Raw genomic sequence first — 25,539 nt, 5'->3', positions numbered from 1 at the left:
TATAAAATCTGCAATCCGTCAAGCGCCTGTGACGGGTCGGCCGGCGGCGGTCAGGCGCCGCCGGAGCGCCGGTAGATCGCCACCAGCGAGGTGCCGGCGTGCTCGATATGGGCCCGAAGCAGGTCGGCCGCGGCTTCGATCGCGCCGCCTTCGCAGAGGTCGACGATCTGGGTGTGCTCGCGGTCGGCGCGTGCCACGTCGCCGGAGGCGGAGAGCTGGAGGCGGGTCGGGCGGTCGCAATCCTGGAGCAGCCCCGAGACGATCCCGAGGGAGCGCGGCCGCCCGGCATGGCGCAGCAGGTCGAGATGGAAGCGCCGGTTCAACTCGCCCCAGAGTTCGACCTGTCCCGCCTGAAGCGCGGTGCCGTATTCCTCGGTGAGGCTGCGCAGCGCGTGGAAATCGTCCTCGGAGAACCGGCGCGCCGACAGCAGGAGGAGGGACGGTTCGAGCTGGACGCGCAGCTGGAAGATGTCCTCGACCTCCTCCACCGACAGGCCCGAGACCACGGCGCCGCGATGCGGCACGATCTTGACGAGCCCGGTGGCCTCCAGTTGCAGGAGGGCCTCGCGGATCGGGATGCGGCTGATCCCGAACTCCTCCGCCAGGGCGTCCTGCCGAAGCTGGATTCCGGGGGCGAACTCGCCGTTGAGGATTCGCTGCCGCAGCGCGTCGGCGACGGCGGCGGACACGGTCTTGTGGCGCAGGCGGTCGGGGACGGAACGCGTGGGGGCCGCAGCGGACATGATGCCTCGATCGTTCTCGTATATTTTATCCGATGATAGCACGTCTTCGAGGGCGCTGCTGGATCGTTCGTGAGGGAACGCGCCGCTCCACGCCGCCCCGATCCTCGGCGGCAAGGTCCGGATCGGACCCTGCGGCCCACGCCCCGTGCCACACGACGATTCGCCGATGCGTGAGCCGATCCGGGATTGCACGGACAGCCCGCTGCGGCGCGCCGGGTCTAGCCCCGACCGGACGTTCTGCGATAGGTGGGGCCGACCGAGTGCGGCCCCGGACCCGACGGAGAAGGATGGGCGACGCGATGCTGACGACGTTGACCGGCTGCATCAGGGCCGAGTTCGAGCGCCTGGGCGATGTCGGCGGCCCGCCCTGGCAGTCCTTCTTCCTGCGCAAGTCCGTGTACGAGGCCGCGCCCGAGAACCGTCCGGTCCCGGACGGCCTGAGCCGCCGCTACATCGAGACCGCCACGGGAATGAACGAGGCCGAGAACGCGCGTCGGGCCGTCGAGCGCGCCCGCGAGGCGAGCGGACTGCTCGTCTCCCTGGAACTCCTGCTCCAGGCCGAGACCGCGCGCGCGCTCCTCAACGAGCACGACCTCCTGGAGCGGACGCGGACGGCCGGATGAGCCTCGCCATCGTCAAGCCGGACCATCTCGGCGACCTGATCCTGTCCTCGGGGGCGATCCGCGCGATGTGCGCCGCGCGGCCGGACGCGACGGTCTTCGTCGCGACCAAGAACCTCGCGCTCGCCCGCCTGCTGTTTCCCGGCATCGAGATCCGCGCCATCGACCTGCCGCACCTCGCCAAGGCCGGCGGTGCCCTGGCCAGCCCCGACCTGAGCCCGTTCGAGGTCGTCGCCATGCTGCGCAACGACCACGTGCTGAACCGGCAATGGGCGGAGCTGCGCACCCGCAGCTTCGTCCAGCCGGAGGACACGCACGAGGACCACCAATCCCTGATCGACTACACCGTCGCCGCCCGCTTTGCCGGCTTCTACGACATCGACCGTGCCTTCTTCGGCACGCGCCTGGAGCGGGTGACGGAGAAGGCCGGGCGGGTGCCGAAGCGGATCGGGCTCTCGATCGGCTCGGGCTTCCACGCCAACGCTTGGCCGACGACGCGCTGGATCGACATGGCGCGGCATCTGCTCGAGACGGCCGACGCCGTCACGCTGATCGGCGGTCCCGCCGAGCAGGCCAAGGCGGCGTTCATCCGCGACCGGCTCGGACGACCTGCCGCGGTCTCCCTCCTGATCGGGGGCGGGGACCTCGCGGGCTTCATCGGGGCCGTGGACGACCTCGACCTCGTCGTCGCCTCGGACGGGGGCACGGCGCATCTCTGCTCCCTGACGACGCCGATCATCTCGGTGTTCGGCCCGAGCCCGTTCCGCCGCTACGCGCCGTTCGGGCGCCTGAACCGGCTGCTGACGCGGGAGATGTCCTGCTCGCCCTGCTGTCAATACGCGGCGCAGCTTTTCAACGGCTGCCTCACCACGGAATGCATGACCGGCCTGAGGCCCGAGAACGTGGGCAGCGCCCTCGACGTACGGATGCCGCCGGCCTCGCGGGCACGCTCCCTGACGCTCGGGGACGGCGTGCGCCTGCATATCGGGGTCAGCCACCTGGACCGCGAACGGAAGCTCGCCGGCTTCCACGAGGAGGTGCGCGATGCGTATCGGATCGCGTCCTGACCGCACGGCCGCGCGCGCTGCGGCGACGCCGGGCCAGATCCTGGAAGACCTGCAACGGGCCCGGCTGCGCTTCATCGAGGCGCTCAACGCGATCAAGGCGCGCCCCGTCCCGCCCCACCGGTACGGGATCGCGCGGCTGATCGCCCTCTACGCCGCCCTCCAGCGGGCGAACGCCCGGGCCGAGGCCCATCTCGCGGCCCCGCCTGCGAAGGATGGGACGCCGTGAGCCCGTTCCCGGTCGGTCCCGACCAGATCTGGTACGAGGTCCGCCACCGGCCGGCGCCGGGGACGCGGGCGCTGTTCCTCGACCGCGACGGCGTCATCATCCGGGACCGTCACTACCTGCGCGACCCGGACGGCGTCGAACTCCTCGACGGCATCGTGGCGATCATGCGGGCGGCGCAACGGTCCGGCGTGCCTTGCATCGTCGTCACCAACCAGTCCGGCATCGGCCGCGGGCTGTTCGGCTGGCCGGAGTTCTACGCGGTGCAGGAGCGGATGCTCGAAGACCTCGCCCGCGCCGGCGTCGCGCCGGCGGCCGTGCTGGCCTGCCCGCACCACCCCGAGGCGAAAGCGGCCTATCGGCTGGCCGACCCGCCGATGCGCAAGCCCAACCCCGGCATGATCCTGCGGGCCGCGGAGTCCCTCGGCCTGTCGGCCGCCGAATCGCTGATGATCGGCGACAAGGGCGACGACATGGCCGCGGCCGCAGCCGCGGGCCTCTCCGGCGGCATCCTGGTCGGTCCCGGCGAGGCCGCCGTCGCGATGCCGGTGCATCGCGCAGGCGATGTCCGCGCGGCGCTCGAACCGGTCGAGACCTGGCTCGCGGACGGGGCGCCGGCATCCCGGCTCCGCGCGGCCGAAACCCATGCGACAGGCTGAGGCGATGAGCGCGACGACGACGGATGCGGAGCACGGCGGCCCGGCCGACAGCGGCCTGCTGGCCGCGGCCTCGCGCCTCCACGGGCGCGTCCTGACGCTGGGCGACCTGATGCTCGACATCTTCGCCTAGGGCACGATCGCGCGCATCTCCCCCGAGGCGCCGGTGCCCGTGCTGAACCTGGAGCGCGAGACGCGGATGCTCGGCGGCGTCGGCAACGTCTCGCGCAACATCGCGGCCCTGAACGGACGCTCGCTCCTGGTCAGCGCGGTCGGCGCCGACGCGGTGGGCGGCACCGTCGAGGATCTGCTCGCCGCCGAGGAGCGGATCGACCACCGCATCGTCCGCTGTGGCGACCGCCCGACGACGACCAAGCGCCGGTTCATCGCCTCCGCCCAGCAGGTGCTGCGGGTGGACCACGAGGACTCCGCCCCCGTCGACGCGGCGACCGAGGACGCGCTGATCGCGGCCGTGCAGCAGTCGCTCCCCGACGTGTCGGCGGTGGTGGTCTCGGATTACGGCAAGGGCGTGCTCACGCCGCGGGTGCTGAAGGCGGTGATCGCGGCGGCCCGCGCGGCCGGGCGGCCCGTGGTGGTCGATCCCAAGCACCGGGACGTCGCACGCTACGCGGGGGCCACCTGCATCACCCCGAACGTCGCCGAGCTGGCGCTGGCCACCGGCATGCCGGTGGCCGGCGACGACGAGGTCGTGGCGGCCGCGCGCGTCATGCTGGAGGCGGCGCGGGCGGACTACGTCCTCGTCACCCGCTCGGAGAAGGGCCTGTCGCTGGTCGGCCGGGAGGCCGCGCCGCTGCACATCCCGGCGCGCAAGCGCGAGGTCTACGACGTGTCCGGCGCGGGCGACACCGTGATCGGCACCCTGGCGCTCGCGGTGGCCAGCGGCATCCCCTGGCCGGCGGCGGCGGAACTGGCCAACTACGCCGCCGGCGTGGCGGTGGCCAAGCAGGGCACCGCCACCTGTTCGCTGGACGAACTCGAACTCGAGATCGCCGACACGCTGCTGGGCTTCGGCACCAAGCTTCACACGGCGGCCCAGGCCGGGCGGCTGGCGGCGCAGTGGCGCCGCACCGGCCAGCGCGTCGGTTTCACCAACGGCTGCTTCGACCTGCTCCATCCCGGCCACATCAGCCTGCTCCGGCAATCCCGCGCGGCCTGCGACCGGCTGATCGTCGGGCTGAACTCGGATGCGAGCGTGCAGCGCCTGAAGGGGCCGACGCGTCCCCTCCAGAGCGAGGTGGCGCGGGCGGCCGTGCTCGCGGCGCTGGGCTCGGTGGACCTCGTGGTGATCTTCGACGAGGACACGCCCCTGAACCTCATCGACGCCGTGCGCCCCTCCGTCCTGCTCAAGGGCGCGGACTACACCCTGGACCAGGTCGTGGGTGCGGACGTGGTCATGGCCTATGGCGGCGAGGTGAAGCTCGTCGACCTGGTGCAGGGCCAGAGCACGACCTCGATCATCAGCCGGATGAACGCGTGATGCCCCAGCTCTCCATCCTCGTCACCGGCGGGGCCGGCTTCATCGGCTCCTGCATCGCCCGGCACCTGTCCGACCAGGGCCATGCCGTCACCGTCTGCGACCGCTTCGGCAGCAGCGACAAGTGGCGCAACCTCGTCAAGGCGCGGCTTGCCGGTCTCGTCCTGCCCGAGGACCTGCCCGAGCTCCTGGCCGGGACGCGCTTCGACGTGGTGGTGCACATGGGCGCGATCTCGGCCACCACCGAGCGCGACGTGGACCTGATCGTGCGCACCAACGTCGCCCTGTCGCTGCGGCTCTGGGATTATTGCGTCGCCGAGCGCGCGCGCTTCATCTACGCCAGCAGCGCGGCGACCTACGGCGAGAGCACGGACGGCTTCGAGGACGACTGGTCGATGGCCGCCCTGCGGCGCCTGCGCCCGCTCAACGCCTACGGCTGGTCCAAGAGCCTGTTCGACCAGATCGTGGTGGGGCGCTTCGAGGCCGGCGGCGCCTGCCCGCCGCAATGGGCCGGGCTGAAGTTCTTCAACGTGTTCGGGCCCAACGAGTACCACAAGGACTCGATGCGCAGCGTCGTCTGCAAGGTCTACGACCAGATCGCGGCGGGCAAGCCCGTGACCCTGTTCAAGTCCTACCGCGACGGCATTCCGGACGGCGGCCAGCAGCGCGACTTCGTCTACGTCCAGGATTGCGTCGCGGTGGTCGACTGGCTGATCGGCACGCCCGCAATCCATGGCCTCTTCAACGTCGGCACGGGTCAGGCCCGCTCCTTCCGCGACCTGGCGCTGGCGACCTTCGCGGCGCTGAACCTGCCGCCGCGGATCGACTACGTCGAGATGCCGGTCGAGATCCGCGACCAGTACCAGTACTTCACGGAAAGCCGGATGGACCGCCTGCGGCAGGCCGGCTACGACCGGCCCTTCCTGTCCCTGGAAGAGGCCGTGCGGGACTACGTCCAGGGCTACCTCGCGGCGGGCAACGAGGCCGACCGCCACCGCTGACGGGCCACCGTCAGGGCCGGCGGGCGTCCGTATCGGCTAGGGGAGGGGCCGCCACCGCCGTGACGGTGAGCATCGGCAGCGTGACGGGGAACGGGACGCTTTCCTGCCGGGGCAGGGCGAGGGCCGCGAAGGCCGCCAGTCCCAGGGCGAAGCCGAAGGCCAGCAGCGAGGTCTCGACGCTCTCGTAGAACGCGTCCATCCGAGGTCTCCCGCACCGGTGGGACTCCCGCGATGATGCGGCCGGCAGGGTTAAGCGATCCTTACGCGCCGTAGGCGACGAGGGCCGCGCCCAATGCGATCAGGCCGATGCCGATCCAGTTCGGCAGGCTCAAGTGTTCCCCCAGGAGCGCCACGCCGAAGACGGCCACCAGCACGACGCTGAGCTTGTCCAGGGGCGCGACGCGGGCGGCATCGCCCAGGGCGAGGGCACGGAAGTAGCAGAGCCAGGACGCCCCGGTGGCGAGCCCCGACAGCACCAGGAACACGGCGCTGCGCCCCGAGACCTCGCCCACCCCGGCCGCCTGCCCGGAGGCGAGGAGGATGGCACCGGTGAGCGCCAGGATCACCAGGGTCCGCACGAAGGTCGCCACGTCCGAGGGCACGCCCGAGACGCCGACCTTGGCCAGGATCGCGGTGAGGGCGGCGAAGGCCGCCGAGAGCAGCGCCCAGAAGCGCCAGGATTGCAAGAGTTGGATCAACGAGCCTCCTCGGCATGCGGGATGGACGATCGGGTTCTATGCGCCGGCCGGAGGATCGACAGCCGCAGGCCGCGCGAGGAACGACCGGACTTCGCGTCGGAACAGATCGAAGGCGCCTACGATTTCCTCGCATCGTTCGAGGACGATGTCGAAGTCCAGGCCGAGCCCATAGGTATTTCGCTCCCGATGGCGAAATGCGCGCGGGCGATCGAGGCGCTGATAGCAATCCGATGATATCACCGGCGCCCGGATTCCCGGAACATCGTTCGCCATGCGTCGCAGCAACGAACGGTGCCATCCATCGAGATGGGGAATCGGGGCTGCGTCCACGTTCGCCGCGATGCTCGCCATCACCCGTTCGAAGCCCGTGTAGATCTTCTCGGCGGCAGAGGCGCAGATATGCACCGCCTCCCAGGCCTCATGACTGCCGGGCTGCGGCGGAGTAAGACGCAACCGCGACAGGGAGATCGTCAGCCGGCCGACTTCCTCGCCGATCTCGGAGAACTCGTTCTCGACATCAATCGAGATGGCGCGCATCGACCGCCTTCTCCATGAAGCTCGGAGCGCGCCAGCCGAGGACCTCGTCGAGATAGATCACATCGAAGGGAATGCCGCCCAGGCAGTCTTCGACGACCCCTTCGATGGCGTATTTGAGATGCCTGGGGCATCGCGTGACCAGCAGGTCCACGTCGGACCCGAAGCGAAACCGGCCGTCGGCGAGAGAGCCCGTCACCAGGGCCGAGACGCCGAGTTCCCGGAGGGCGTCCACGGCCGCGCGTGCGCCGGCGACGGCGCGCGCGCGGTGAGCCTGTGTCGGCGAGCGGGTATCGGGCGGAGACGTCATCTGTCCTCCACCCGAGAGATGGCTTGCCGCCGTCGAACCGTCAATCGCGACGGGCTCGCCCGTCACCATCGGTTCAGCCGAGGATCTTGTCGATCGTGATCGGCAGGTGGCGGATGCGCTTGCCGGTGGCGTGGTAGACGGCGTTGGCCACCGCCGCCGCGGTGCCGACGATGCCGATCTCGCCCAGCCCCTTCACGCCGAGCGGGTTGGCCTTGTCCTCCTCGTCCACGAAGATCACGTCGATGTCGTGGATGTCGGCGCTCACGGGCACGTGGTACTCGCCGAGGTTGTGGTTCATGAACCGGCCGAGGCGGTGATCCATCATCGACTCCTCCTCCAGCGCCGAGCCGATGCCCATGACCACGCCGCCGATGATCTGGCTGCGGGCGGTCTTCGGGTTCAGGATCTTGCCGGCGGCGATGGCCGAGACCACGCGGGTGAGGCGGACCTGCCCGAGTTCCTCGTCGATCTTCACCTCCACGAACACGGCCGAGTGGGTGTAGGCCTCGTACTTGGCGTTGAAGTCCGTGTCGGGGCCAGCCGATTCCGTGGCCTCGACCGACTCGACGCCGGCCGCCCGCATCGCGTCGACCAGCGACACGCTGCGGCCGGGATCGCCCGCGACCTCGATGCGCCCGTCCGTGAAGGCCACGCGCTCGAAATCGACGTTGGCGAGCGGCGACCCCTCCATCTGGCGCGCGAGCTTGAACACCTGCTCGCCGACGTTACGGCAGGCCTTCATCACGGCGGTGCCCGACGAGGCCGCCGTCCAGGAGCCGCCCGCCACCGGCGCTTCGGCCAGCCGCGTGTCGCCGAGCTTGGTGGTCACGTCCTCCATGGTCAGGCCCAGCGTGTCGGCCGCGATCTGGGTGAGGATGGTGTAGGTGCCGGTGCCGAGGTCGCCGGTGGAGTTGCCGACCTCGAGCCTGCCGTCCGCGGTGAGGGCCGCGCGGGCGCTCGACTGCATCATCATCGATTCCCAGACGCCCGTGGCCATGCCCCAGCCGACGAGTTCCTTGCCCTCCCGCATGGAGCGTGGCTCGGGGTTGCGCCTGTCCCAGCCGAAGCGATCGGCGCCTTGCGTGAAGCAGGCCTTCAGCGCCTTGGAGCCGAAGGGCTTGCCCTCGGCGGTGGCGTCGCTCTCGCTGTAGTTCTTCAGGCGCAGGGCGATCGGGTCGAGGCCCGTGGCATAGGCCAGTTCGTCCATCGCGGTCTCGATGGCGAACACGCCGGTGACGGCGCCCGGTGCCCGCATGTCGCCGGGCGAGAAGGTGTCCACCTGCGCGAGCTTATAGCTCAGGGCGACGTTCTCGCAGCCGTAGAGGACGGCCGACCAGTTGACGACGACCTCCTGGTAATCCTCGAAGCGCGAGGTGGCGCCCACCGCATCGTGACGCAGGGATTGCAGGGCCCCGTCCCGGTCCGAGCCGAGGCTGACGGTCTGGAGGGCGTCGGGCCTATAGGTGAAGCTGAACATCTGGTCGCGGGTCAGCACCACGCGCACCGAGCGCTTGAGTTCGCGCGCGGCCAGCATCGCCAGGAAGAGCTGGTACTGGGGCCGCAGGCCGGCACCGAAGCCGCCGCCGAGATACGGGTTCATCACCCGCACGTCGTCCTTCTTTAGGCCGAACACCCCGGTGAGGTAACCCTGGCTGTTCGAGACGCCCTGGATCTTGTCGTAGACCGTGTAGGTGCCGTCGCCCTCGTAGACCACGGTGGAGGCGTGCGGCTCCATCGGGTTGTGGTGCTCGACGGCCAGCCGATACTCTTCCCGCAGCTTGATCGGCGCGGCATCGTAGGCCGCCGAAGCATCGCCCCAGGGCTTGGGCGGCGGCTTGATGCCGCTGCGCTTCTTGGGCGGGTCGTAGGCGAGGTCGAGGAGCTTCGAGGGGTCCGTCTCCGGCGCCTCGGCCTCGTAATCCACGCGCACCAGGGTCGCGGCATGGCGGGCCGTGTCGAAATCCTCGGCCACCACCAGGGCCACAGGCTGGCCGCTATACGCGATGGTGTCGTCGTAGAGGGGGCGGAACGGCGAGCCGGGCGGGGCCACGGCGTCCTGGTAATTGTAGTCGAGCCAAGCCGTGCGCGGCCGGTTCTCGTGCGTGAACACCCTGATCACGCCGGGCACGGCCTCGGCCGCCGCGGTGTCGATCGCCACGATCCGGCCCTTGGCGATGGCACTGGACACGACGTAGCCGTGGCTGAGGTCGGGCGCGTTGAACTCGCCCGCGTACTTGGCGAGCCCCGTGGCCTTGGCGGGGCCGTCGACGCGGCTATGGGGACGGCCGACGAAGGTATCGCGGCCGGTGGAGCTGAACGTCTGCGTCATCGGGTCGGATCTCACTGGATGCGCTTGTCGGAGAGCGATTGCGGCGTGCCGGCGGCCGCCTGTTCGAGGCCGCGCACGATGGCGCGCCGTGCCAGCTCGACCTTGAAGCCGTTCTCGGACTGGGGTTTGGCCTCCGCGACGATCAGGTCGGCGGCGGCCTGGAAGGTTTCGCGGGTGGCGGGCTTGCCCTGGAGCAGGGCCTCGGCCTCCCGGTTGCGCCAGGGCTTGTGGGCGACGCCGCCGAGCGCGAGGCGGGCGGTCTTGACCGTCTCGCCGTCGAACTCAAAGCCCGCGGCGACCGAGACCAGAGCGAAGGCGTAGGAGAGCCGGTCGCGCAGCTTCAGGTAGGTGAAGTTGGACGCGAAGCCCCGCTCCGGCAGGTCGACCGAGACGACGATCTCGCCGGGCTTGAGGGTGGTGTCCACCTCGGGCGTGTCGCCCGGCAGGCGGTGGAAGTCGGAGAAGGCGATGCTGCGCTCGCCCTCCGGCCCGCTCACCCGCACGACGGCCTCCAGGGCGGCCAGCGCCACGCACATGTCGGAGGGGTGGGTGGCGATGCAGGACTCGCTCGCCCCGAAGATCGCGTGGATGCGGTTGAGGCCCTGGATCGCCGGGCATCCCGAGCCGGGGATGCGCTTGTTGCAGGGCGTGGCCGTGTCGTAGAAATAATAGCAGCGGGTGCGCTGGAGCAGGTTTCCGCCGGTGGAAGCCGCGTTGCGCAGCTGCGCCGAGGCACCCGCCAGGATCGCGTTGGCGAGCAGCGGATAGCGCTCCCGGACGCGGGCATCGTAGGCGACGTTGGCGTTGGTCACGAGCGCCCCGATGCGCAGGCCGCCGTCGTGCTCCTCGATCTCGGCCAGCGGCAGGCGAGTGATGTCGACGAGGCGGCCCGGCCGCTCGACGTCGTACTTCATCAGGTCGACGAGGTTGGTGCCCCCGGCGATGAAGCGCGCGTCCGGTCCGGCAGCGAAGGCCTGGACGGCCTCGGCGACCGTGCCGGCACGGACGTAATCGAAGCGGTTCATCGGGCCTCTCCCTGCATCACGTCCTCGATCGCGTCGACGATGTTGGGGTAGGCGCCGCAGCGGCAGATGTTGCCGCTCATGGCCTCGCGGATCTCGTCGCGCGACTTGGCGTGGCCTTCGTTCATCAGGCCGACGGAGGAGCAGAGCTGGCCCGGCGTGCAGTAGCCGCACTGGAAGGCGTCGTGCTCGACGAAGGCCGCCTGGATCGGGTGCAGCCCGTTGCTGCCGGCGCCCTCGTTGGCAAGGCCCGCAAGGCCCTCGACAGTGGTGATCTCGGCGCCGTCCTTCATCACCGCGAGCGCGAGGCAGGCATTCACGCGGGTGCCGTCCACCAGCACGGTGCAGGCGCCGCACTGGCCGTGGTCGCAGCCCTTCTTGGTGCCGGTGAGGTCGAGGTGCTCGCGAAGGAGGTCGAGGAGGGTGGTCCAGGGGGCGACCTGGAGGTCGCGCAGCTGCCCGTTGATCGTCAGGCTGATGCCGATCCGTGTGTCGGCCGCGACGGGCGAACCGCTCTCAATAAGCATGGGACTTTCCATAGGTGTCGCCGGGCCGCGCGCAGACGGATACCGGACGTGATGGGGCTGGGCCGCGGCCGTCCCGCGGCAATCGGGGGGTCGACGCTGCGGCGCACGGCTTCCCGGTCGCTTTCCTGATAACCGTTCCAATCTGCGGCTGTTCCCGAGAGGCCGATCGCCCGACGTTGCGGTGCGGGGCCCGCCTCGGCTAACCCTGCCCGCACTGGTCCCGCATCGCACCGGAGGCAGCCCGATGGCCGCGCTCGATCCCGTCCTCAACGACATCGACACGGATCTCGACAACGCCCTGGAGCGCCTGTTCGCGTTCCTGCGCATCCCCTCGATCTCGACGGATCCGGCCTATGCCGGAGATTGCCGCAAGGCGGCGGACTGGCTGGCGGCCGACCTGACGGCGCTCGGCTTCGAGACCTCGGTGAACGAGACGTCGCTCCACCCGGTCGTGCTCGCCCACAAGCCCAAGCCCGGCGCGCCGCACGTCCTGTTCTACGGCCATTACGACGTGCAGCCGGTCGATCCCCTGAACCTGTGGGAGACGCCGCCCTTCGAGCCGAGGATCGCGACCGACGCGGCGGGCAACAAAAAAATCGTCGCGCGGGGCGCCTCCGACGACAAGGGCCAGGTGATGACCTTCGTCGAGGCCTGCCGGGCGCATCTGGCCATGAACGGCGAGTTGCCCTGCGGCGTCACCCTGCTGATCGAGGGGGCGGAAGAGAACGGCTCGCAGGGGCTGCCCGAATGGGTCGCGCAGAACCGTGAAAAGCTCGCCTCCGACATCGTGCTGGTCTGCGACACGGGGATGTGGGACCCGGCCACGCCTGCCATCACCACCTCGCTCCGGGGCCTCGCCTATTTCGAGGTCAAGGTGACGTGCGCCGACCGTGACCTGCATTCCGGCTTCTTCGGGGGCGCGGCGCGCAACCCGATCCACGTCCTGTCGCGCATCATCGCGGACCTGCATGATGCGGAGGGGCGCGTGACGCTGCCGGGATTCTACGACGGCGTGCACGAGCGTCCGCCCGAGGTCGTCGAGCAGTGGCGCGGCCTCGGCCTCACTGCGGAGAAGTTCCTGGGGCCGATCGGGCTGAAGGAGCCGGCCGGCGAGCGCGGGCGGCTCCCGATCGAGCTGGTGCAGTCCCGCCCGGCCTGCGACGTGAACGGCATCATCGGCGGCTATACGGGGGAGGGGACCAAGACCGTGATCGCGAGCACGGCCTCGGCCAAGGTCTCCTTCCGCCTCGTGGACGACCAGGACCCGAAGGTGCTGGCCGAGACCTTCGAGGCCTTCGTGCGGGCGCGGGTGCCGGACGACTGCCGGGTCGAGGTGATCACCTACAAGGGCTCGCGGGCGATCAGCCTGCCCTTCGACATGCCGGAACTGGAGATCGCCAAAGCGGCACTGGCCGAGGAATGGGGAGTCCCGGCCGTCACGGTGGGAGCCGGCGGCTCGATCCCGATCGTGGGCGACTTCAAGCGCATCCTCGACCGCAACACCCTGCTGATCGGCTTCGGGCTGGACGACGACCGCATCCACTCGCCCAACGAGAAGTACGACCTGCGCAGCTTCCACAAGGGCACCCGCTCCTGGGCCCGCATCCTCGCGGCCTTCGGCGCACGGGGCTGACCCGGCCGCCCCGGAGGAGGGATCGTCCCGGCCGCCGTCGCGTTAGCCGGACGACTCGGCCTCCGGGAGAGACATGCAGACCCTGCGCAGACGCACGATCCTCGGCGGCGTCCTCGGCCTGGCCGCGGTCCGACCCGGCCTCGCGCAAGCTGCCGAGCCCGTGGTGCGCGTGGACGACCCGCGCTTCACCGCGGTGATCGATCCGGACGCGCGCCTGCGCACCCTCTACGGGCAGGGGCGCTGGTGCGAGGGGCCGTGCTGGGTGGCCGGGCTCGGCGGCCTCGTCTTCAGCGACGTGAAGGGCAACCGCATCGACCTGCTGGGCGGAGACGGCCTCGTGAGCCCGCTCTTCGCGCCCTCGAACAACGCCAACGGCAACACCCTGGACGCGCGCGGCCGGCTCGTCACCTGCGAGCACCGCACCCGCCGCGTCGTGCGTCGCGAAGCGGACGGCACCGTGACGGTGCTGGCCGATGCCTACGACGGCAAGCCGCTCAATTCCCCCAACGATGCCACGCTCGGCCCGGACGGGGCGATCTGGTTCACCGATCCGGTCTACGGCATCACCGAGCCGGAGGAGGGGATCCAGGCCGAGCCGGCCCAGACCGCCCGGCGGGTCTACCGCATCCCCGAGCCCGGCCGCGTCGAGGCGATGACGGACGCCGTCGACCAGCCGAACGGCCTCGCCTTCTCGCCGGACGGCCGGACCCTCTACGTCAGCGAATCGGGGGCGTCCCTGAATCCGGAAGGCGCGCGGATGGTGCTGGCCTTCCCGCTCTCCGGCGGCCGGCTCGGGCCGCCCCGGACCTTTGCCGCGCTGGAGGCCGGTGTGCCGGACGGGCTGAAGGTCGATGCGGGAGGCCGCGTCTACGTCGCCTGCCTCGACGGGGTGCGGGTGTTCCATGCGGACGGCACCCGGCTCGGCCGCATCGCGACGCCTGGAATCGTCGGCAACCTCGCCTTCGGCGGCGCGGACGGGCGCCGGCTCTTCATCGCCGCCGGCAAGGCCATCCACGCCATCGACCTGAAGACCGCCACGCGCGGCTGACCGCGCCAGGGAACCCCATGGACCTCGACAGACGCACGCTTCTCGCCTCCGGCCTCGTCACCCTGGCCGCCACGCAGGCGGCCGCCGCGGACACCGCCTCGCCCGCGACCGCCGGCGCGAAGGCGGCGGCCAGCCGCCCGGCCGGGGGAATGGAACTGGCGATCGCGGCCAAGGCCGCCTCGGCCCCGACCGGGCTGGCGATCTCCCGGGGCGGGCGCGTCTTCGTGATGATGCCGCGCTTCGACGACAAAGTCCCGATCACCCTGGGCGAGGTCGTGGCCGGCGGCGAGGTCGTGCCCTATCCGGATGCGGCGGCCAACCGGCCGGACCGGTCCCGGCCGCAGGCCGCGCTCTTCCACGTCCCCAACGGAGTGTTCGACCGCGACGACACCCTCTGGCTGCTCGATGCCGGCCTGCCCGAGGGCAAGGGCGCCCCGGTGCCGGGCGGAGCCAAGCTCCTCCAGGTGGACATCCGCGAGAATCGCATCCTTCGCGTGATTCCGCTCGATTCCGGCATCACCCCGACCTCGTCCCTGAACGACCTGCGGGTGGACATCCGGGACGGCTACCGGCGCGCCTACATCACCGACCAGGGTCAGGGGGACGAGGGGGCGATCCTGGCCGTCGACCTCGCCACCGGCCAGGTGGCGCGGCGGCTGGACGGGCATGCCAGCACCAAGTCGCAGAAGGGCATCGTCAAGTTCGTCGAGCGCCGCCCCGTCATGCTGACCAAGGGCGACGCCCCGCCGCAATCGCCGAAGGGCGGCGCCAACGGGATCGCGCTGAGCCCGGACGGCAAGCGGCTCTACTACGCGCCCCTGATGGGCCGGCGGCTCTACGCGGTCGACACCGCCGGCCTGCTCGACCCGACGGTGACGGATGCGGAGGTGGCGGCCTCCGTCCAGGACCTCGGCGAGAAGGGCATGACCGGCGGCCTGACCACGGATTCGAAGGACCGGGTCTACCTGAGCCTGCAGGAGCACAACGCGGTCGGCCGCCGGAACCCGGACGGGACGATCGAGGTCATCGCCTCCGACGAGCGCCTGATCTGGGCCGACACGTTCTGGATCACCCCGGACCGCTGGCTCTACATCTCCGCCTCGCAGGTCAACCGCCGGCCGGAATTCAACGGCGGCCGCGACCTGCAGGAGCCGCCCTACGCCATCCTGCGCGTGCGGATCGACGCCGACCCGGCCTGAGGCCGGGCCGGCGCGGACGGCCTCAGAACCAGCCGCGCGAGCGCGTGCGCGTGGCGTCGACGCTCCAGAGGCCGGGGCCGGCAAAGCACAGGTAGAGGAAGACGAAGCAGAACAGAATTGCCGGCTCCCCCCCGTTGACGGACGGGTAGACGCTCTTGGGCGCATGGAACATGAAGTAGGCCACCGCCATCTGCCCGGAGAGCAGGAAGGCCACCGGCCGGGTGAACAGGCCGAGGATGATGAGCGCGCCACCGACGAGTTCGAGCAGGCCGCCGATGCCGAACAGCGAGAGCAGTTGCGGGGCCGGGTTCGTGCGCGGGGGCAGGTCGAAGAACTTCTGCGTGCCGTGCGCGATGAACAGCAGGCCCGTCACGATCCGCAGGACGGACAGGGCGTAGGGCGAGAAGCCGTTCAGGCGGGCGAAGGGGTCGTTCATCGTGGCGCGTCTCCGGGTCGTGGCGTCGCGCCACTCGCTTCCCGGACTCCGCCCGCCTGTCAACGGTCGCGCTCGGCGACGACGTGCGCGATGGCACGCCGCCCTCCGTCCGGTCAGCCTTCCTTGAAGCCGTATTCCGGGGTCGCGTCGTCGTTGCCGTAGTACTTGTAGGGCAGGAACTTGCCCGACATCGTCAGCTTGACCCGGTCGCCCTTGTTGTTGGCCTCCCGCGCCATGTCCATGTTGAAGTCGATGGCCGACATGATGCCGTCGCCGAACTCTTCCTGGATCAGCTCCTTGAAGGTGGTGCCGTAGACCATCACCAGCTCGTAGAGGCGGTAGATCAGCGGGTCGGTCGGCGGCATCTGGGGGATCGAGCCGCGATAGGGCGGCTCGTTCAGCATCCGCTCCTCGGAGAGGTCCAGGCCGAACAGGGCGGCCGCCTTCTTCGCCTGGGCCTTGGGCAGCTTCATCTGCCCCATGCAGGCTGCGGTGATCAGGATCGGCGAGAGGCCGCCGATCTCGTCCTGGATGTACTTCCAGGTCCAGCCCTTCTCCCGCTTGATGTCGAGCAGCTTCTCGGTGAGGTCTTCGCGCTTCATGGTGGTCCTCCTGCGACGCGGGGCAGGCAAGGACCGGGCCGGGACCGGCGACCTTGGCGAGAACCGGATGGTTAACGGAAAAGAGAAGGATTGCGGGCACTCAGAACCGTTCCGGCCCGGCCGTGCGCGCGGAGGAGACGATGCCGCTGGTCCCGGTCTCGACGATGGCGCTGCTCGCCGGCACCATGCTCGCGAAGCACTACGTCGCCGACTTCCTGCTCCAGACCGACTGGATGGCCCGCGGCAAGGAGCGCGCGACCGGCTGGCTCGGCCCCCTCTGCGCCCACGTGGCCTGCCACGCGGCGTCGACCCTGTGCGTGGCCCTCGTGGTGGCCCCGCACCTGTGGTGGCTGGCGCTGGTGGATTTCGCGATCCACGCCTGCGTGGACTGGGGCAAGAGCCGGCTGGCGCGGCGCGGCGGCTGGGGTCCGGCGCAGGTCCGGTTCTGGTGGCTGCTCGGCTTCGACCAGATGCTGCATGGCCTGACGGATATCGGCCTCGTCGCGGCCTTCCTCAGCCTTTAGCTGATCCCGAACCGGCCGCCGCCGTGGAGGTTTTCGCCGTGCGCTATCCGTCGGCGAGGATCTTGTCCCGTGCGGCCGAGACGAGAAAGGCGGACCGGGTGATGCCGCGCTCCGTCGCCGCCCTGTCGATCATCGAGAGCGCACCGGCATCGAGGGAGAGGTTCACGCGAACCGAGCGGCCTTCGTCCAAGAACAGCGGCACGCTCACGAGGGTGAACGCCGGTCCGTCGAGCATCGCCGCATCGGGACTCGCGAGGAGGGATTCGGCGCTGCGCGGCTCCGGGGCGGTTCCACCCGCGGCGAGGCGGTCCCCCATCCACTCGCGCAGGGCTTCGCCCGCGTTACGGATGACCGCGTCGAGGCTCTCACCCATCGCGGTGCAGCCGGGGCAGTCGGGGAAAGCCGCCCCATAGGCGCCGGCCGTGCCATCGATCAGAGCGAAATAGCGGGGCATGCGCGTTCCTCTCAGAGCCAACCGGCGGCGGCGGCGACGTTGCGGGCCACGCCGGGCGTCAGGGTCCTGTGCCGGGGCACCATGATCTTGACGCCGGGCCTGTCCGGGTGCCCGAACTTGTCGTGCTTCGAGCCGCCCTCGCTGACCCAACCCTCCTTGAGGAGCCGATCGACGATCGCCTTCGCATGGGTCTCGGGCTTCGGCATCGACCCACTCCGTGTGTAATTATTTCATCACACATGGATCGGTCCCGGCAAGTGACATGTGTCATTCCCCGCGCGGAGACGGTCCCCGGTTCCACGGCCGAGCCCCGCGGTCCTTCGGGGACCCGATAGGCTGCCCACCCATCCCCCTGCCGAAGCGCAAGCGACTCAGGATGCGGAGGATGGGCGGGAGCATCCGGGATTCCATCCGCGCCGCAGGCTACGAGCGGGTGCGGCGTTGGCTTGCCGACGCGAACCTGGTTAGAGACGCGACCGGCACCGTCGCGTCCGGGCGGTGGGCTTGCGCGAGAGGGCCGATGGCAGACGATCCGTCCGTGAAGTTCGTGATCGGCGGCGTGCAGAAGGGCGGCACCACCGCCCTGTTCGAGCACCTGCGCGGCCATCCGGCCCTGCAGATGGCGGCCTGCAAGGAAGTCCACTTCTTCGACCGCGAGGGCGACGTCGACTGGTCGGCCCCCGATTATGCCGCCTACCACGCCGCCTTCCACCCGCCGGACGGGCGCCTGCGCGGGGAGGCGACGCCGATCTACCTGTACTGGCCCGAGAGCCTGCCGCGCATGCGCGCCTACGATCCGCGCATGCGCCTGATCTTCCTGTTCCGCGATCCCGTCGAGCGGGCCTACTCGCACTGGAAGATGGAGATGGCCCGCGGCTACGACGACCGGCCGTTCTCCTGGGCGATCCGGCAGGGCCGCGCCCGCGTGGACGACCCGGCAGCACCCGGGCACCACCGTGTCTACAGCTACGTCGAGCGCGGCTTCTACGCCGCCCAGATCGAGCGCGCCTACGCGCTGTTCGCGCAGGCCGACATCCTGCTGCTCGATTCCCAGGCACTCGGCACCGAGCCCGACGCGGTCCTCGACCAAGTGTGCCGGTTCCTCGGCGTGCCGGGCTTCGAGGGGCCGCAGGGGGCGGTGCGCGCCAATGTCGGGCCGGAGCCCGGCCGCTTCCCGCCGATGTCGGCCGACGACCGCGCCTATCTCGGCGAGCTCTACGCCGAGGACCAGCGCCGGTTCGCGCAGATGACGGGCCTCGCGCTCGCCGGAGCCCGCCGGTGAGCGGACGCTTCGGCATCTACGCCCCGACGCCGGAATTCGGGGCGGTCCACAACCCCTTCGGCAAGGACACGGCCAATCTCGGCCTGTTCCGGGCGCTGGCCGAGCACGGAGGCTTCGAGGAGGTCTCGGTGCTCTCGCCGGTCCCCGGCTCCGTGCCCGCCCTGACCCAGGCGCTCCTGCGCGGGCGCCCGTCCCGCACGCGCATCACCGCCGCGAGCCTCTACGATCCGCAGGCCGGCATCCGGGCCGGCAGCATCCTGCGCGGCAAGGCGGACCTCGCCGACCAGGCCTGGCTGCGCCGGCAGGCGGGGGACCGCGCCTACAGCCTGCTCGGCCTGATCCACACCATCGGCGCGCCCGCGATCCGCGAGTACATCGCCTCCGCCTGCATGGCGCCGATCCAGCCCTGGGACGCGCTGATCTGCACCTCGCCCGCCGTCAAGGAGGGGATGGAGGTGATGTTCAAGGAATACGGGGCCTACCTCGCCGACCGATTCGGCGGCCGGGGCCGCCCGCGCCCGGCCCTGCCCCTGGTGCCGCTCGGCGTCGACGGCGCCGCGCTGGCCGCGCAGGCCGACCGGCCGGACCGGCGCGCGGAGACGCGGGAGCGCCTCGGCATCGGGCCGGACGACGTGCTCGTGCTCTGGCTCGGCCGCCTCTCGTTCTTCGAGAAGGCCTTCCCGCAGCCGATGTTCCGGGCGGTGGCCGAGGCCGCCGCCCTCTCGGGCAAACGCATTGCCTTCGCCATGGCCGGCTGGTTTCCCAACGGCGACCTCGGCCGGCAGATCTACGAGGAGGCCGCCCGCGCCTACGCGCCGGAGATGCCGCTGCACATCCTCGACGGCAACGACCGCGAGCTGATCTCGTCCCTCTGGGCCGCCTCGGACGTGTTCCTGTCGCTCGTCGACAACATCCAGGAGACCTTCGGGCTCACGCCCCTGGAGGCGATGGCCGCGGGCCTGCCCATCGTGGCCAGCGACTGGGACGGCTACCGCTACACGGTCCGCGACGGGCAGGAGGGCTTTTTGGCCCGTACCCTCGGGGGCCCGCCCGGCCGCGCGGGCCGGATGATGGCCACGCGCCACGTCTTCCACCAGGACGCCTACCAGAACTACGTCGGCACGATCGCCCAGCACACGGCGGTCGACGTGGGGCAGGCGGCCGCCGCCATCGCGCGGCTCGCCGCCGACCCGGAGCTGCGGCGGCGGATGGGGGCGGCGGGGCGGGAGCGGGTCCGCACCACCTTCGACTGGCCGGTCGTCGCCCGCCAGATGCGCGACCTGTCGGAGGGCCTCGAATCCGAGCGCAAGGCCGGGCGCCCGTTCGGCACCGCGGAGACGCCCCGGATCGATCCGATCAAGGGGGATCCGTTCGCGCAGTTTGCGGGCTTTGCCACCGCCGTGCTCGGTCCGGGCACGCGGCTCTCCCTGCGGCCGGGCGCGAGCGTGGACCAGGCTCTGGCCGAGTTGCGCCGCACGGAGCCCGTCCGCCTCGATTCGTTCGCGGGCCCATGGCGGGCGAACCTCACCGAATGCGCTGCCGTGCTGAACCGCATCGGCGGCGGCGGGGCGAGCGCCGCGGAGATCCAGTCGGCCTTCCCGGCCTCGCGCCGGGAGGCGGTCGCCCTGGCCCTCGTCTGGATGTGCAAGCTCGGCATCCTGGCTTGGTCCGGCGACGCCTGAGGCTTCTCCTCAGAGATCGACCCACGGGTGGCGGTAGGCGATCTGCGCGCGCACGCGCTCCTGGCGGATGTCGGTCACGGTCCGCAGCATCGATTGCCCGTGCACCCGGTAGCGGCACAGGACCTCCGGCACGTAGACGCCGTGGAGCCCGTGCTCGATGAAGCTCAGCCAGAGGTCGTAATCCTCCCAGCCGAGGTCGAGGGGGCCGTATCCGCCCACCATTGCCCAGGCGCGCTTGGCGATCAGCGCCATGGCGTCCACGTAGTTGCCGATCCGGAACAGGTCGCGGTCCCATTCCGCCCCCTGGCCGAGACCGCGCTCGTTGCCGAAGACCTCGATCTGCGAATAGGCGACCGCCGCCCCCGTCCGGTCGAGAATTGCCGCGAGTTTCTCGATCGCGGACGGGTAGAGCTGGTTGTCGGCATCCAGGACGAAGACGGCCTCGGTCCGCGCGTCCGCAAACGCCGTGTTCCGGGCCGCCGACAGCCCGCCGTTCCTGCGGTGCCGGAGCAGCCGGGCCCGCCGGAACCGGGCGTGGTGCGACGCCATCCAGGCGGAGACGGCCTCCAGGCCGCGATCGGTCGAGCGGTCGTCCACCACCACGAGGTCGAGGTCGGAGTGGGTCTGTCCGTGGACCGAGTCGAGGGCGTCGACGATGAAGCGCTCGTAGTTGAACAGGCTGACCGCGACCGTGACGCAGCCGGCCGGGACGGCTTCGCCGTCGTCTCCATGAGCCAGGACGACCTCGTGGCCGGGCTCGATCGCGGCGCCCGCGCTCACGCCGCGCTCCCAGCCCGGGCCTCGACGGGAAAGATCGGGCGGCCCTCGCGGAGCCCGTGATCGATGTAATGGAACAGGGGCTCGTAGCGGGCCTGGCGGCAATCGGCATAGGCGGCGAGGTAGCGGAGCGCGCTGAAACGCGGGCCGGGGCTGCGCCCTTCCGCGCTTCCGAACTCCACGAAGTGCCGCAGGGGATCGGTCCCGGCGAGTTCGATGTCGGGGTAGGTGTCGAGGTACCAGTCCGCATCGAAGAGGCCCGAGCGCCGCACCCGTTCGGCCCGCTCCGCGACGGCCTTCGGGAGGCTCCGTCCGCCGAGCAGCGCACGCACGCGACCCGCGAGGCCGGCGGGGTTCGGCGTGGCGGGCGCCGGGCGGCGGAGGCGCAGCGCCCTCAGGTGCCGTTCCAGGGCGACCCGGCGTTCCGCTTCGGCGGCGTGGCGTTCCCGGAGGGCGGCGAGGTCCGCCTCCGCCTCCCGCCGGGCCTGAGCCCCGGCGCGGATCGCCGCCTGCTCCCGCGCGCGCGCGTCGGCCAGGGCCTTCTCCAGGTCCTCCGCCCGTTCGCGGGCGGCTCCCTCGGCGATGTCCCGGAGGCGGGCCGTCTCGCCGGCGCGGGCGACGGCCTCGCGCTCGCGCGTCTCGGCCGCCTGCACGGCGGCGGCGGCGCGGGCGAGCTTGTCCCTGACATGCGCCGAGCCGTCCCGCAGCGCCTGGGCCAACGCCCGGTTCAGGCGGTCCGCATCCAGCGGCCCGGCGGCGGCGTCCGCCTCCATCGTCTCCGCCACATCGTGGGCTCGCGACAAGCCCGCATAGTCGAAGGTGTCGCCGGAGACCGGAGCCCCGAGCGCTTCGGCCGGCGCCTCACGGCTCCGTTCGGACAGCTGGAGGTTCTTGCGCTCCATCGCCATGACGTAGGCGTTGAGGTAGCGCCGCCGGACCGGCGCGGCCGAGGCCTCGTCGCCGAAGCGATGCCCGGTCCAGTCCGGCTCGGCTTCCAGACGCCGGAGGTCGTCGAGGTAGCCGTCCAAATCGGGGAGCGTGTCGTCCGATCCGGAGGCCGTCTCGTGCGCGTGCTGCCGGTCGAGGAAGGCGTCGATCTCGGCCGCATTGGCCTCCAGGCCGGCCGGCCAGCGCAGTCCGAGTTGCCCGGCCACGCGCGTCAACTCCGTGCGCCAGTCGGCCAGCAGGCGGTCGAAGGCGACGAACGCGCGCCGCCGCCCGCGGGTGGACCGCTCGGCCTCGACCACGTGGCGCAGCCAGAGCAGGCCGCCGCGCTCCCGCGGCCAGACGCTGTCGGGGAAGATCCGCGTCTGCCGCCGCTCGAGGGAGGCCGCGACTTCGGCCGGCCGGCGGAACGGCAGGATGTAGGCCTGCGCGATGCCGAGCCGGTCCAGGGCCTCCGTCCAGGCCGGCAGCACCAGGCAGATGCGCGGGTCCTTGATGGCGACGACCGAGGCGCGGGCGAAGGTCGTCTCCAGGTAGTCCAGGATGCGCTGCCGGCTCTCGCGGGCGGCCTCCGAGCCGATCCAGGTCGGGTCGAACCCGACCACGTCGTTCACGTCCGATCCGGCGGCCTGGAGCATGGCGTCGTGGATCGCCACGACCGCCTCCGGCTCCCAATGGCCGAGCTCGTTGCCCGACGAGCCGGGAACGAGGCCCTCCGGGAGGTCGACGCCGAGCAAGTTGACCGCACGGGTCAGGGCGGAGGTCCCGCTCCGGTGCATCCCCGCCACGATGATCGCCGTTCTGGACCCGTCAGCCATTCCGCTCCTCTCGGATCGCCCGTCGTCTCGAGAGCAGGGTCCGGCAGGAGGACGCCGGGCGAACCCCGAAGACGCAGGTCCGAATCCGGCCGGATTGTATCCCGACCCGTAGCAAGGGCCGCCTTTAGGAGCGGGCTCGTCCCCCTGTCAAACCGAACGGATGGGCACGGGTCGAAGGCCGGCACCCCCGCACGCACGGATTTCGCCCCGCGACGGATCGACCGGCACGGCCGGCGCCGCCGCGGAGGCCGGCCGGCGGAATCGGGGCGACCCTCCACGGTCCGTCCGGCCCCGGCCGTCATCGGGACGCGGCAGGGCTCTTCAGCGACTACATGACATCGGGCAACGTAGATTGCCGATTTATCCCGGCCCATTTTTCGTAATCTACCCGCATAATCCAAGAATCAACGCCTGATTGTACCGCCCCTGATCACCGCCTGCTCTTATGTGACCGGCGCGACACACGGCGATCCTTACGTAATGTTTTCGAACATGCCGCCAGCCGACGCTATTGCACCCCGCCCGACCTTTGATAGACAGGCCCTGCCTTGAGAGCCGTGTCGACTCGATCCGAACCCGAACAGGCCGGGCCGCCTCCGAGCTGGAAGGCGGGCGTCGAGTAAGGATCGTGAGGCGGCTCGTTTTCACCCGGATGCTCGGAGGCATCGTTAAGCCATGGCAACGTATTTTCTCTCGTCGAACCAGACGATCGCGAACTTCTCCATCGATCCCTTCTCGCAGGACTTCTTCGTCAACGACGGCGGCCCTGCCTCGAAGCTGAACATCTTCCAGAGCGGCTCGAACACGGTCATCACCAACGGCACCAACACCGTCACCCTGACGAACTTCGCCGTCGGCCAGATCAGCAGCGCCCAGTTCACGTCGACTGACGGCTCGACCATCACGGTCGGCGACAACACGACCGGCATCCCGGGCGACGCCACCTCCACGAACGGCTACGTCAACACTGCCGGCGGCGACTACTACCTCGGCCTCGGCGGCGACGACGTCGTGAGCCAGATCACCGGCAACGATCTCGTGTTCGGCAACGCCGGCAACGACCAGATCACCAGCGGCGCGTTCGCTGGGTCGCCGACCGTATTCGGTGGACAGGGCAACGACACCCTCACCTTCACCGGCTTCACCGGCGCCGCCCAGCTCTTCGGCAACCTCGGCGACGACACCATCGTCGGCACCGGCACCACGACGACCGGCAACAACACCGTGTTCGGCGGCCAGGGCAACGACGTCATCAACTTCGACGATTCCGCCGGCAACAACGTCCTGTTCGGTGACCTCGGCAACGACAACATCCTCGGCGGCGACAGCGCCGACACGATCTTCGGCGGCCAGGGCCAGGACACCGTGGGCGGCGACGGCGGTGCCGACCTGATCCTCGGCAACCTCGGCGACGACGTGCTCAACGGCGGCGGCGGCAACGACACGATCTACGGCGGCCAGGGCCAGGACCTGGTCTCCGGCGGCAACGGCAACGACCGTCTGTTCGGCGATATCGGCAACGACACCCTCACGGGCGGCGTCGGCGCCGACACGCTGACCGGCGGCGCGGGTGCCGACGTCTTCTCCGAGACCGTCCCCGCCGATACGGGCGTGACCACGGCCACGGCCGACGTCATCACCGACTTCGTCTCCGGCACGGATTCGGTGCGCTTCGCCGGCACCGGCCTCGCCGTCGGCAACGGCACGGGCCGCACCACCAGCTTCTCCGTGGGCACGGTGGCCTCCGTTGAGGATGCCGTGACCGCCTACGCTGCCAGCACGCTGCCCCGCACCGCCTTCACCTTCATCCAGGGTGCGAGCAACGGCTACCTGATCTACGACGCCGACACCACGAATGCCGCCGCCACCGGCGTCATCGTCGTCCAGGGCACCGGCGGCCTGGCTGCCACCGACATCACCGTCGCCTAAAGCCCGCATCCGAGCGGTTCACACCGCTCGGGATCGGCAATCCGAGAGGGGCGACCTCACGAGGCCGCCCCTTCCACGAAGACGAGACGCATCGCGGGGGACAGATCCTCCGCGATGCGCGTTCGGTGCTACCGAGGAGTCTTGTGGATGAATCGACCGTCCGGCGCCGCGGACGGCATACCGGGCCAGCGTCCCGGAAGGCCCTGAACCAGAGGTCCTGCCCACGGCACGAGGTCGTGCCTGGATCGACAGGCGTCTTCCGATCCATCGATTCTACGGGACCGAAAGGTGCGGGCACGAGCAGGCTGCGGGGCTGGAGGTTTTCGAGACCCGATCCGTCTTCGATATCGCGTATACGGTCAGCGCTGTGCCGACGATCCGATCAGCGGTACCGCTTCCGCAAGCACTTGTCTTAACGTCGATGCTTGACCGTTAGCAGCTTCAGCAAACCGAGCCGCTGCGAGAACCCGAAAATGGCCTAAAAGTGTCTTACGAGTATTCTTAAATCATCAAAATTTTCGTTGTTTAGTTTTCAAAATTTGGCGATTTTACGAAAGGATTACAGGAATCTCCGACGTTTCTTCCCAATAAGACCGGCGGTAGCGGAAACATTACGAGAAGACTTCATATTGCGGATTTCGACTGCGGTGTCATAGCGACTGTGCCTCGCCGGCCACAGAGCTTGATTTGGTGTGTTCACTGTAAGGGTTTCGCCTCACCTCGGCAGTTGCTGCTTTTGCCCCCTCTGCTATACGGAAGCGCCCTCGGGGCACGCCGATTCGAACTGCTCCCTACTGTATGCCAGACTGCCTCCGAGCTGGAAGGCGGGCGTTGGGGAGGAGACGATAGGCGGGCTTCGTTTTCACCCGGATGCTCGGAGGCATCGTTAAGCCATGGCAACGTATTTTCTCTCGTCGAACCAGACGATCGCGAACTTCTCCATCGATCCCTTCTCGCAGGACTTCTTCGTCAACGACGGCGGCCC

26 protein-coding genes and 1 pseudogene are annotated in these 25,539 nt (G+C 70.2%); 13 read left to right on the top strand and 14 right to left on the bottom strand.

Annotation, left to right across the window (positions count from 1 at the left end; all coding sequences use genetic code 11):
- Positions 1-50 precede the first annotated feature (50 nt).
- Positions 51-743 carry a GntR family transcriptional regulator gene (locus tag COGEMETH_RS02230; RefSeq protein WP_238180997.1) on the bottom strand — a complete coding sequence of 231 codons (693 nt, stop codon included), beginning with the start codon at positions 741-743 and terminating at the stop codon, positions 51-53.
- A gap of 299 nt (positions 744-1,042) precedes the next feature.
- On the opposite strand from COGEMETH_RS02230, the gene COGEMETH_RS02225 reads away from it, so the two are divergent.
- The 6 genes and pseudogenes from COGEMETH_RS02225 (at position 1,043) to rfaD (ending at position 5,805) form a co-directional block, all read left to right on the top strand.
- Positions 1,043-1,366 (top strand): hypothetical protein, encoded by a 324-nt coding sequence (locus COGEMETH_RS02225; protein WP_238180996.1) that lies wholly within the window; start codon positions 1,043-1,045, stop codon positions 1,364-1,366.
- Positions 1,363-2,430, top strand: coding sequence for a glycosyltransferase family 9 protein (locus tag COGEMETH_RS02220; protein WP_238180995.1), 1,068 nt, complete (start codon positions 1,363-1,365; stop codon positions 2,428-2,430). The genes COGEMETH_RS02225 and COGEMETH_RS02220 overlap by 4 nt, the downstream gene beginning before the upstream one ends.
- Positions 2,408-2,656, top strand: a complete 249-nt coding sequence (locus COGEMETH_RS02215) for a hypothetical protein (RefSeq protein WP_238180994.1) — start codon at positions 2,408-2,410, stop codon at positions 2,654-2,656. Before COGEMETH_RS02220 ends, COGEMETH_RS02215 begins: the two co-directional genes overlap by 23 nt.
- Positions 2,653-3,312, top strand: a complete 660-nt coding sequence (locus tag COGEMETH_RS02210) for a D-glycero-alpha-D-manno-heptose-1,7-bisphosphate 7-phosphatase (RefSeq protein ID WP_238180993.1) — start codon at positions 2,653-2,655, stop codon at positions 3,310-3,312. The genes COGEMETH_RS02215 and COGEMETH_RS02210 overlap by 4 nt, the downstream gene beginning before the upstream one ends.
- Positions 3,313-3,421: 109 nt before the next feature.
- Positions 3,422-4,807 (top strand): annotated as a pseudogene (rfaE1, locus tag COGEMETH_RS02205) (D-glycero-beta-D-manno-heptose-7-phosphate kinase).
- Positions 4,807-5,805 (top strand): ADP-glyceromanno-heptose 6-epimerase, encoded by a 999-nt coding sequence (rfaD, locus tag COGEMETH_RS02200; protein ID WP_238180991.1) that lies wholly within the window; start codon positions 4,807-4,809, stop codon positions 5,803-5,805. The pseudogene rfaE1 and the gene rfaD overlap by 1 nt, the downstream one beginning before the upstream one ends.
- 10 nt (positions 5,806-5,815) lie before the next feature.
- Here rfaD and COGEMETH_RS02195 read toward each other — a convergent pair whose 3' ends face one another.
- From COGEMETH_RS02195 to COGEMETH_RS02165, 7 genes are all read right to left on the bottom strand, one after another.
- Entirely contained in the window at positions 5,816-6,004 is a 189-nt protein-coding gene (locus tag COGEMETH_RS02195) for a hypothetical protein (protein ID WP_238180990.1), read from the bottom strand.
- A gap of 61 nt (positions 6,005-6,065) precedes the next feature.
- Positions 6,066-6,503, bottom strand: a complete 438-nt coding sequence (locus COGEMETH_RS02190) for an EamA family transporter (protein WP_238180989.1) — start codon at positions 6,501-6,503, stop codon at positions 6,066-6,068.
- Positions 6,504-6,539: 36 nt separating this feature from the next.
- Positions 6,540-7,040, bottom strand: a complete 501-nt coding sequence (locus COGEMETH_RS02185; RefSeq protein WP_238180988.1) for a ribonuclease toxin HepT-like protein — start codon at positions 7,038-7,040, stop codon at positions 6,540-6,542.
- Positions 7,021-7,416, bottom strand: coding sequence for a nucleotidyltransferase domain-containing protein (locus tag COGEMETH_RS02180; protein WP_238180987.1), 396 nt, complete (start codon positions 7,414-7,416; stop codon positions 7,021-7,023). Before COGEMETH_RS02180 ends, COGEMETH_RS02185 begins: the two co-directional genes overlap by 20 nt.
- 4 nt (positions 7,417-7,420) lie before the next feature.
- A complete protein-coding gene (locus COGEMETH_RS02175) occupies positions 7,421-9,676 on the bottom strand; it encodes a xanthine dehydrogenase family protein molybdopterin-binding subunit (protein ID WP_238180986.1) in 2,256 nt (751 codons plus the stop codon).
- Between the two features lie 11 nt (positions 9,677-9,687).
- A complete protein-coding gene (locus tag COGEMETH_RS02170) occupies positions 9,688-10,701 on the bottom strand; it encodes an FAD binding domain-containing protein (protein WP_238180985.1) in 1,014 nt (337 codons plus the stop codon).
- Positions 10,698-11,225 (bottom strand): (2Fe-2S)-binding protein, encoded by a 528-nt coding sequence (locus COGEMETH_RS02165; protein WP_238180984.1) that lies wholly within the window; start codon positions 11,223-11,225, stop codon positions 10,698-10,700. Before COGEMETH_RS02165 ends, COGEMETH_RS02170 begins: the two co-directional genes overlap by 4 nt.
- 244 nt (positions 11,226-11,469) lie before the next feature.
- On the opposite strand from COGEMETH_RS02165, the gene COGEMETH_RS02160 reads away from it, so the two are divergent.
- The 3 genes from COGEMETH_RS02160 to COGEMETH_RS02150 all read left to right on the top strand — a co-directional run bounded on the left by COGEMETH_RS02160 (position 11,470) and on the right by COGEMETH_RS02150 (position 15,105).
- Positions 11,470-12,858 (top strand): dipeptidase, encoded by a 1,389-nt coding sequence (locus COGEMETH_RS02160; RefSeq protein ID WP_238180983.1) that lies wholly within the window; start codon positions 11,470-11,472, stop codon positions 12,856-12,858.
- A gap of 73 nt (positions 12,859-12,931) precedes the next feature.
- Positions 12,932-13,906: an SMP-30/gluconolactonase/LRE family protein gene (locus COGEMETH_RS02155; RefSeq protein ID WP_238180982.1), complete on the top strand. Its 975-nt coding sequence runs from the start codon at positions 12,932-12,934 to the stop codon at positions 13,904-13,906.
- Positions 13,907-13,923: 17 nt separating this feature from the next.
- Entirely contained in the window at positions 13,924-15,105 is a 1,182-nt protein-coding gene (locus COGEMETH_RS02150) for an SMP-30/gluconolactonase/LRE family protein (RefSeq protein ID WP_238180981.1), read from the top strand.
- 22 nt (positions 15,106-15,127) lie between these two features.
- Here COGEMETH_RS02150 and COGEMETH_RS02145 read toward each other — a convergent pair whose 3' ends face one another.
- Together COGEMETH_RS02145 and cynS are read right to left on the bottom strand one after the other, a co-directional pair.
- Positions 15,128-15,541, bottom strand: coding sequence for a DoxX family protein (locus COGEMETH_RS02145; protein WP_238180980.1), 414 nt, complete (start codon positions 15,539-15,541; stop codon positions 15,128-15,130).
- A gap of 113 nt (positions 15,542-15,654) precedes the next feature.
- Complete coding sequence (gene cynS, locus COGEMETH_RS02140; protein WP_238180979.1) at positions 15,655-16,143, bottom strand: cyanase; 489 nt, start codon at positions 16,141-16,143, stop codon at positions 15,655-15,657.
- Positions 16,144-16,283: 140 nt separating this feature from the next.
- On the opposite strand from cynS, the gene COGEMETH_RS02135 reads away from it, so the two are divergent.
- On the top strand, positions 16,284-16,667 hold the full coding sequence (locus COGEMETH_RS02135; protein ID WP_238180978.1) for a DUF3307 domain-containing protein: 384 nt from the start codon (positions 16,284-16,286) through the stop codon (positions 16,665-16,667).
- A gap of 43 nt (positions 16,668-16,710) precedes the next feature.
- Here the strand turns inward: COGEMETH_RS02135 and COGEMETH_RS02130 are convergent, their stop codons facing one another.
- Positions 16,711-17,121 carry a type II toxin-antitoxin system HicB family antitoxin gene (locus COGEMETH_RS02130; RefSeq protein WP_238180977.1) on the bottom strand — a complete coding sequence of 137 codons (411 nt, stop codon included), beginning with the start codon at positions 17,119-17,121 and terminating at the stop codon, positions 16,711-16,713.
- Positions 17,122-17,132: 11 nt separating this feature from the next.
- The gene (locus tag COGEMETH_RS02125) at positions 17,133-17,327 is read right to left on the bottom strand and encodes a type II toxin-antitoxin system HicA family toxin (RefSeq protein WP_238180976.1); all 195 of its coding nucleotides are present in this window, start codon (positions 17,325-17,327) and stop codon (positions 17,133-17,135) included.
- 314 nt (positions 17,328-17,641) lie between these two features.
- On the opposite strand from COGEMETH_RS02125, the gene COGEMETH_RS02120 reads away from it, so the two are divergent.
- Together COGEMETH_RS02120 and COGEMETH_RS02115 are read left to right on the top strand one after the other, a co-directional pair.
- Positions 17,642-18,403, top strand: coding sequence for a sulfotransferase domain-containing protein (locus COGEMETH_RS02120; RefSeq protein ID WP_238180975.1), 762 nt, complete (start codon positions 17,642-17,644; stop codon positions 18,401-18,403).
- Positions 18,400-20,085 carry a glycosyltransferase family 4 protein gene (locus tag COGEMETH_RS02115; protein ID WP_238180974.1) on the top strand — a complete coding sequence of 562 codons (1,686 nt, stop codon included), beginning with the start codon at positions 18,400-18,402 and terminating at the stop codon, positions 20,083-20,085. Before COGEMETH_RS02120 ends, COGEMETH_RS02115 begins: the two co-directional genes overlap by 4 nt.
- A 9-nt stretch (positions 20,086-20,094) precedes the next feature.
- On the opposite strand, the gene COGEMETH_RS02110 is transcribed toward COGEMETH_RS02115, so the two are convergent.
- Both COGEMETH_RS02110 and COGEMETH_RS02105 read right to left on the bottom strand, forming a co-directional pair.
- Positions 20,095-20,865: a glycosyltransferase family 2 protein gene (locus tag COGEMETH_RS02110; protein ID WP_238180973.1), complete on the bottom strand. Its 771-nt coding sequence runs from the start codon at positions 20,863-20,865 to the stop codon at positions 20,095-20,097.
- Positions 20,862-22,625 carry a hypothetical protein gene (locus tag COGEMETH_RS02105; protein WP_238180972.1) on the bottom strand — a complete coding sequence of 588 codons (1,764 nt, stop codon included), beginning with the start codon at positions 22,623-22,625 and terminating at the stop codon, positions 20,862-20,864. The genes COGEMETH_RS02110 and COGEMETH_RS02105 overlap by 4 nt, the downstream gene beginning before the upstream one ends.
- A gap of 675 nt (positions 22,626-23,300) precedes the next feature.
- Here COGEMETH_RS02105 and COGEMETH_RS02100 point away from each other — a divergent pair.
- Positions 23,301-24,554, top strand: coding sequence for a calcium-binding protein (locus COGEMETH_RS02100; protein ID WP_238180971.1), 1,254 nt, complete (start codon positions 23,301-23,303; stop codon positions 24,552-24,554).
- The last annotated feature ends 985 nt before the right edge of the window (positions 24,555-25,539 follow it).

Source organism: Methylobacterium trifolii, assembly GCF_022179685.1.
Lineage (GTDB): Bacteria > Pseudomonadota > Alphaproteobacteria > Rhizobiales > Beijerinckiaceae > Methylobacterium > Methylobacterium trifolii.
This window is presented reverse-complemented; position numbering and strand designations above follow the sequence as displayed.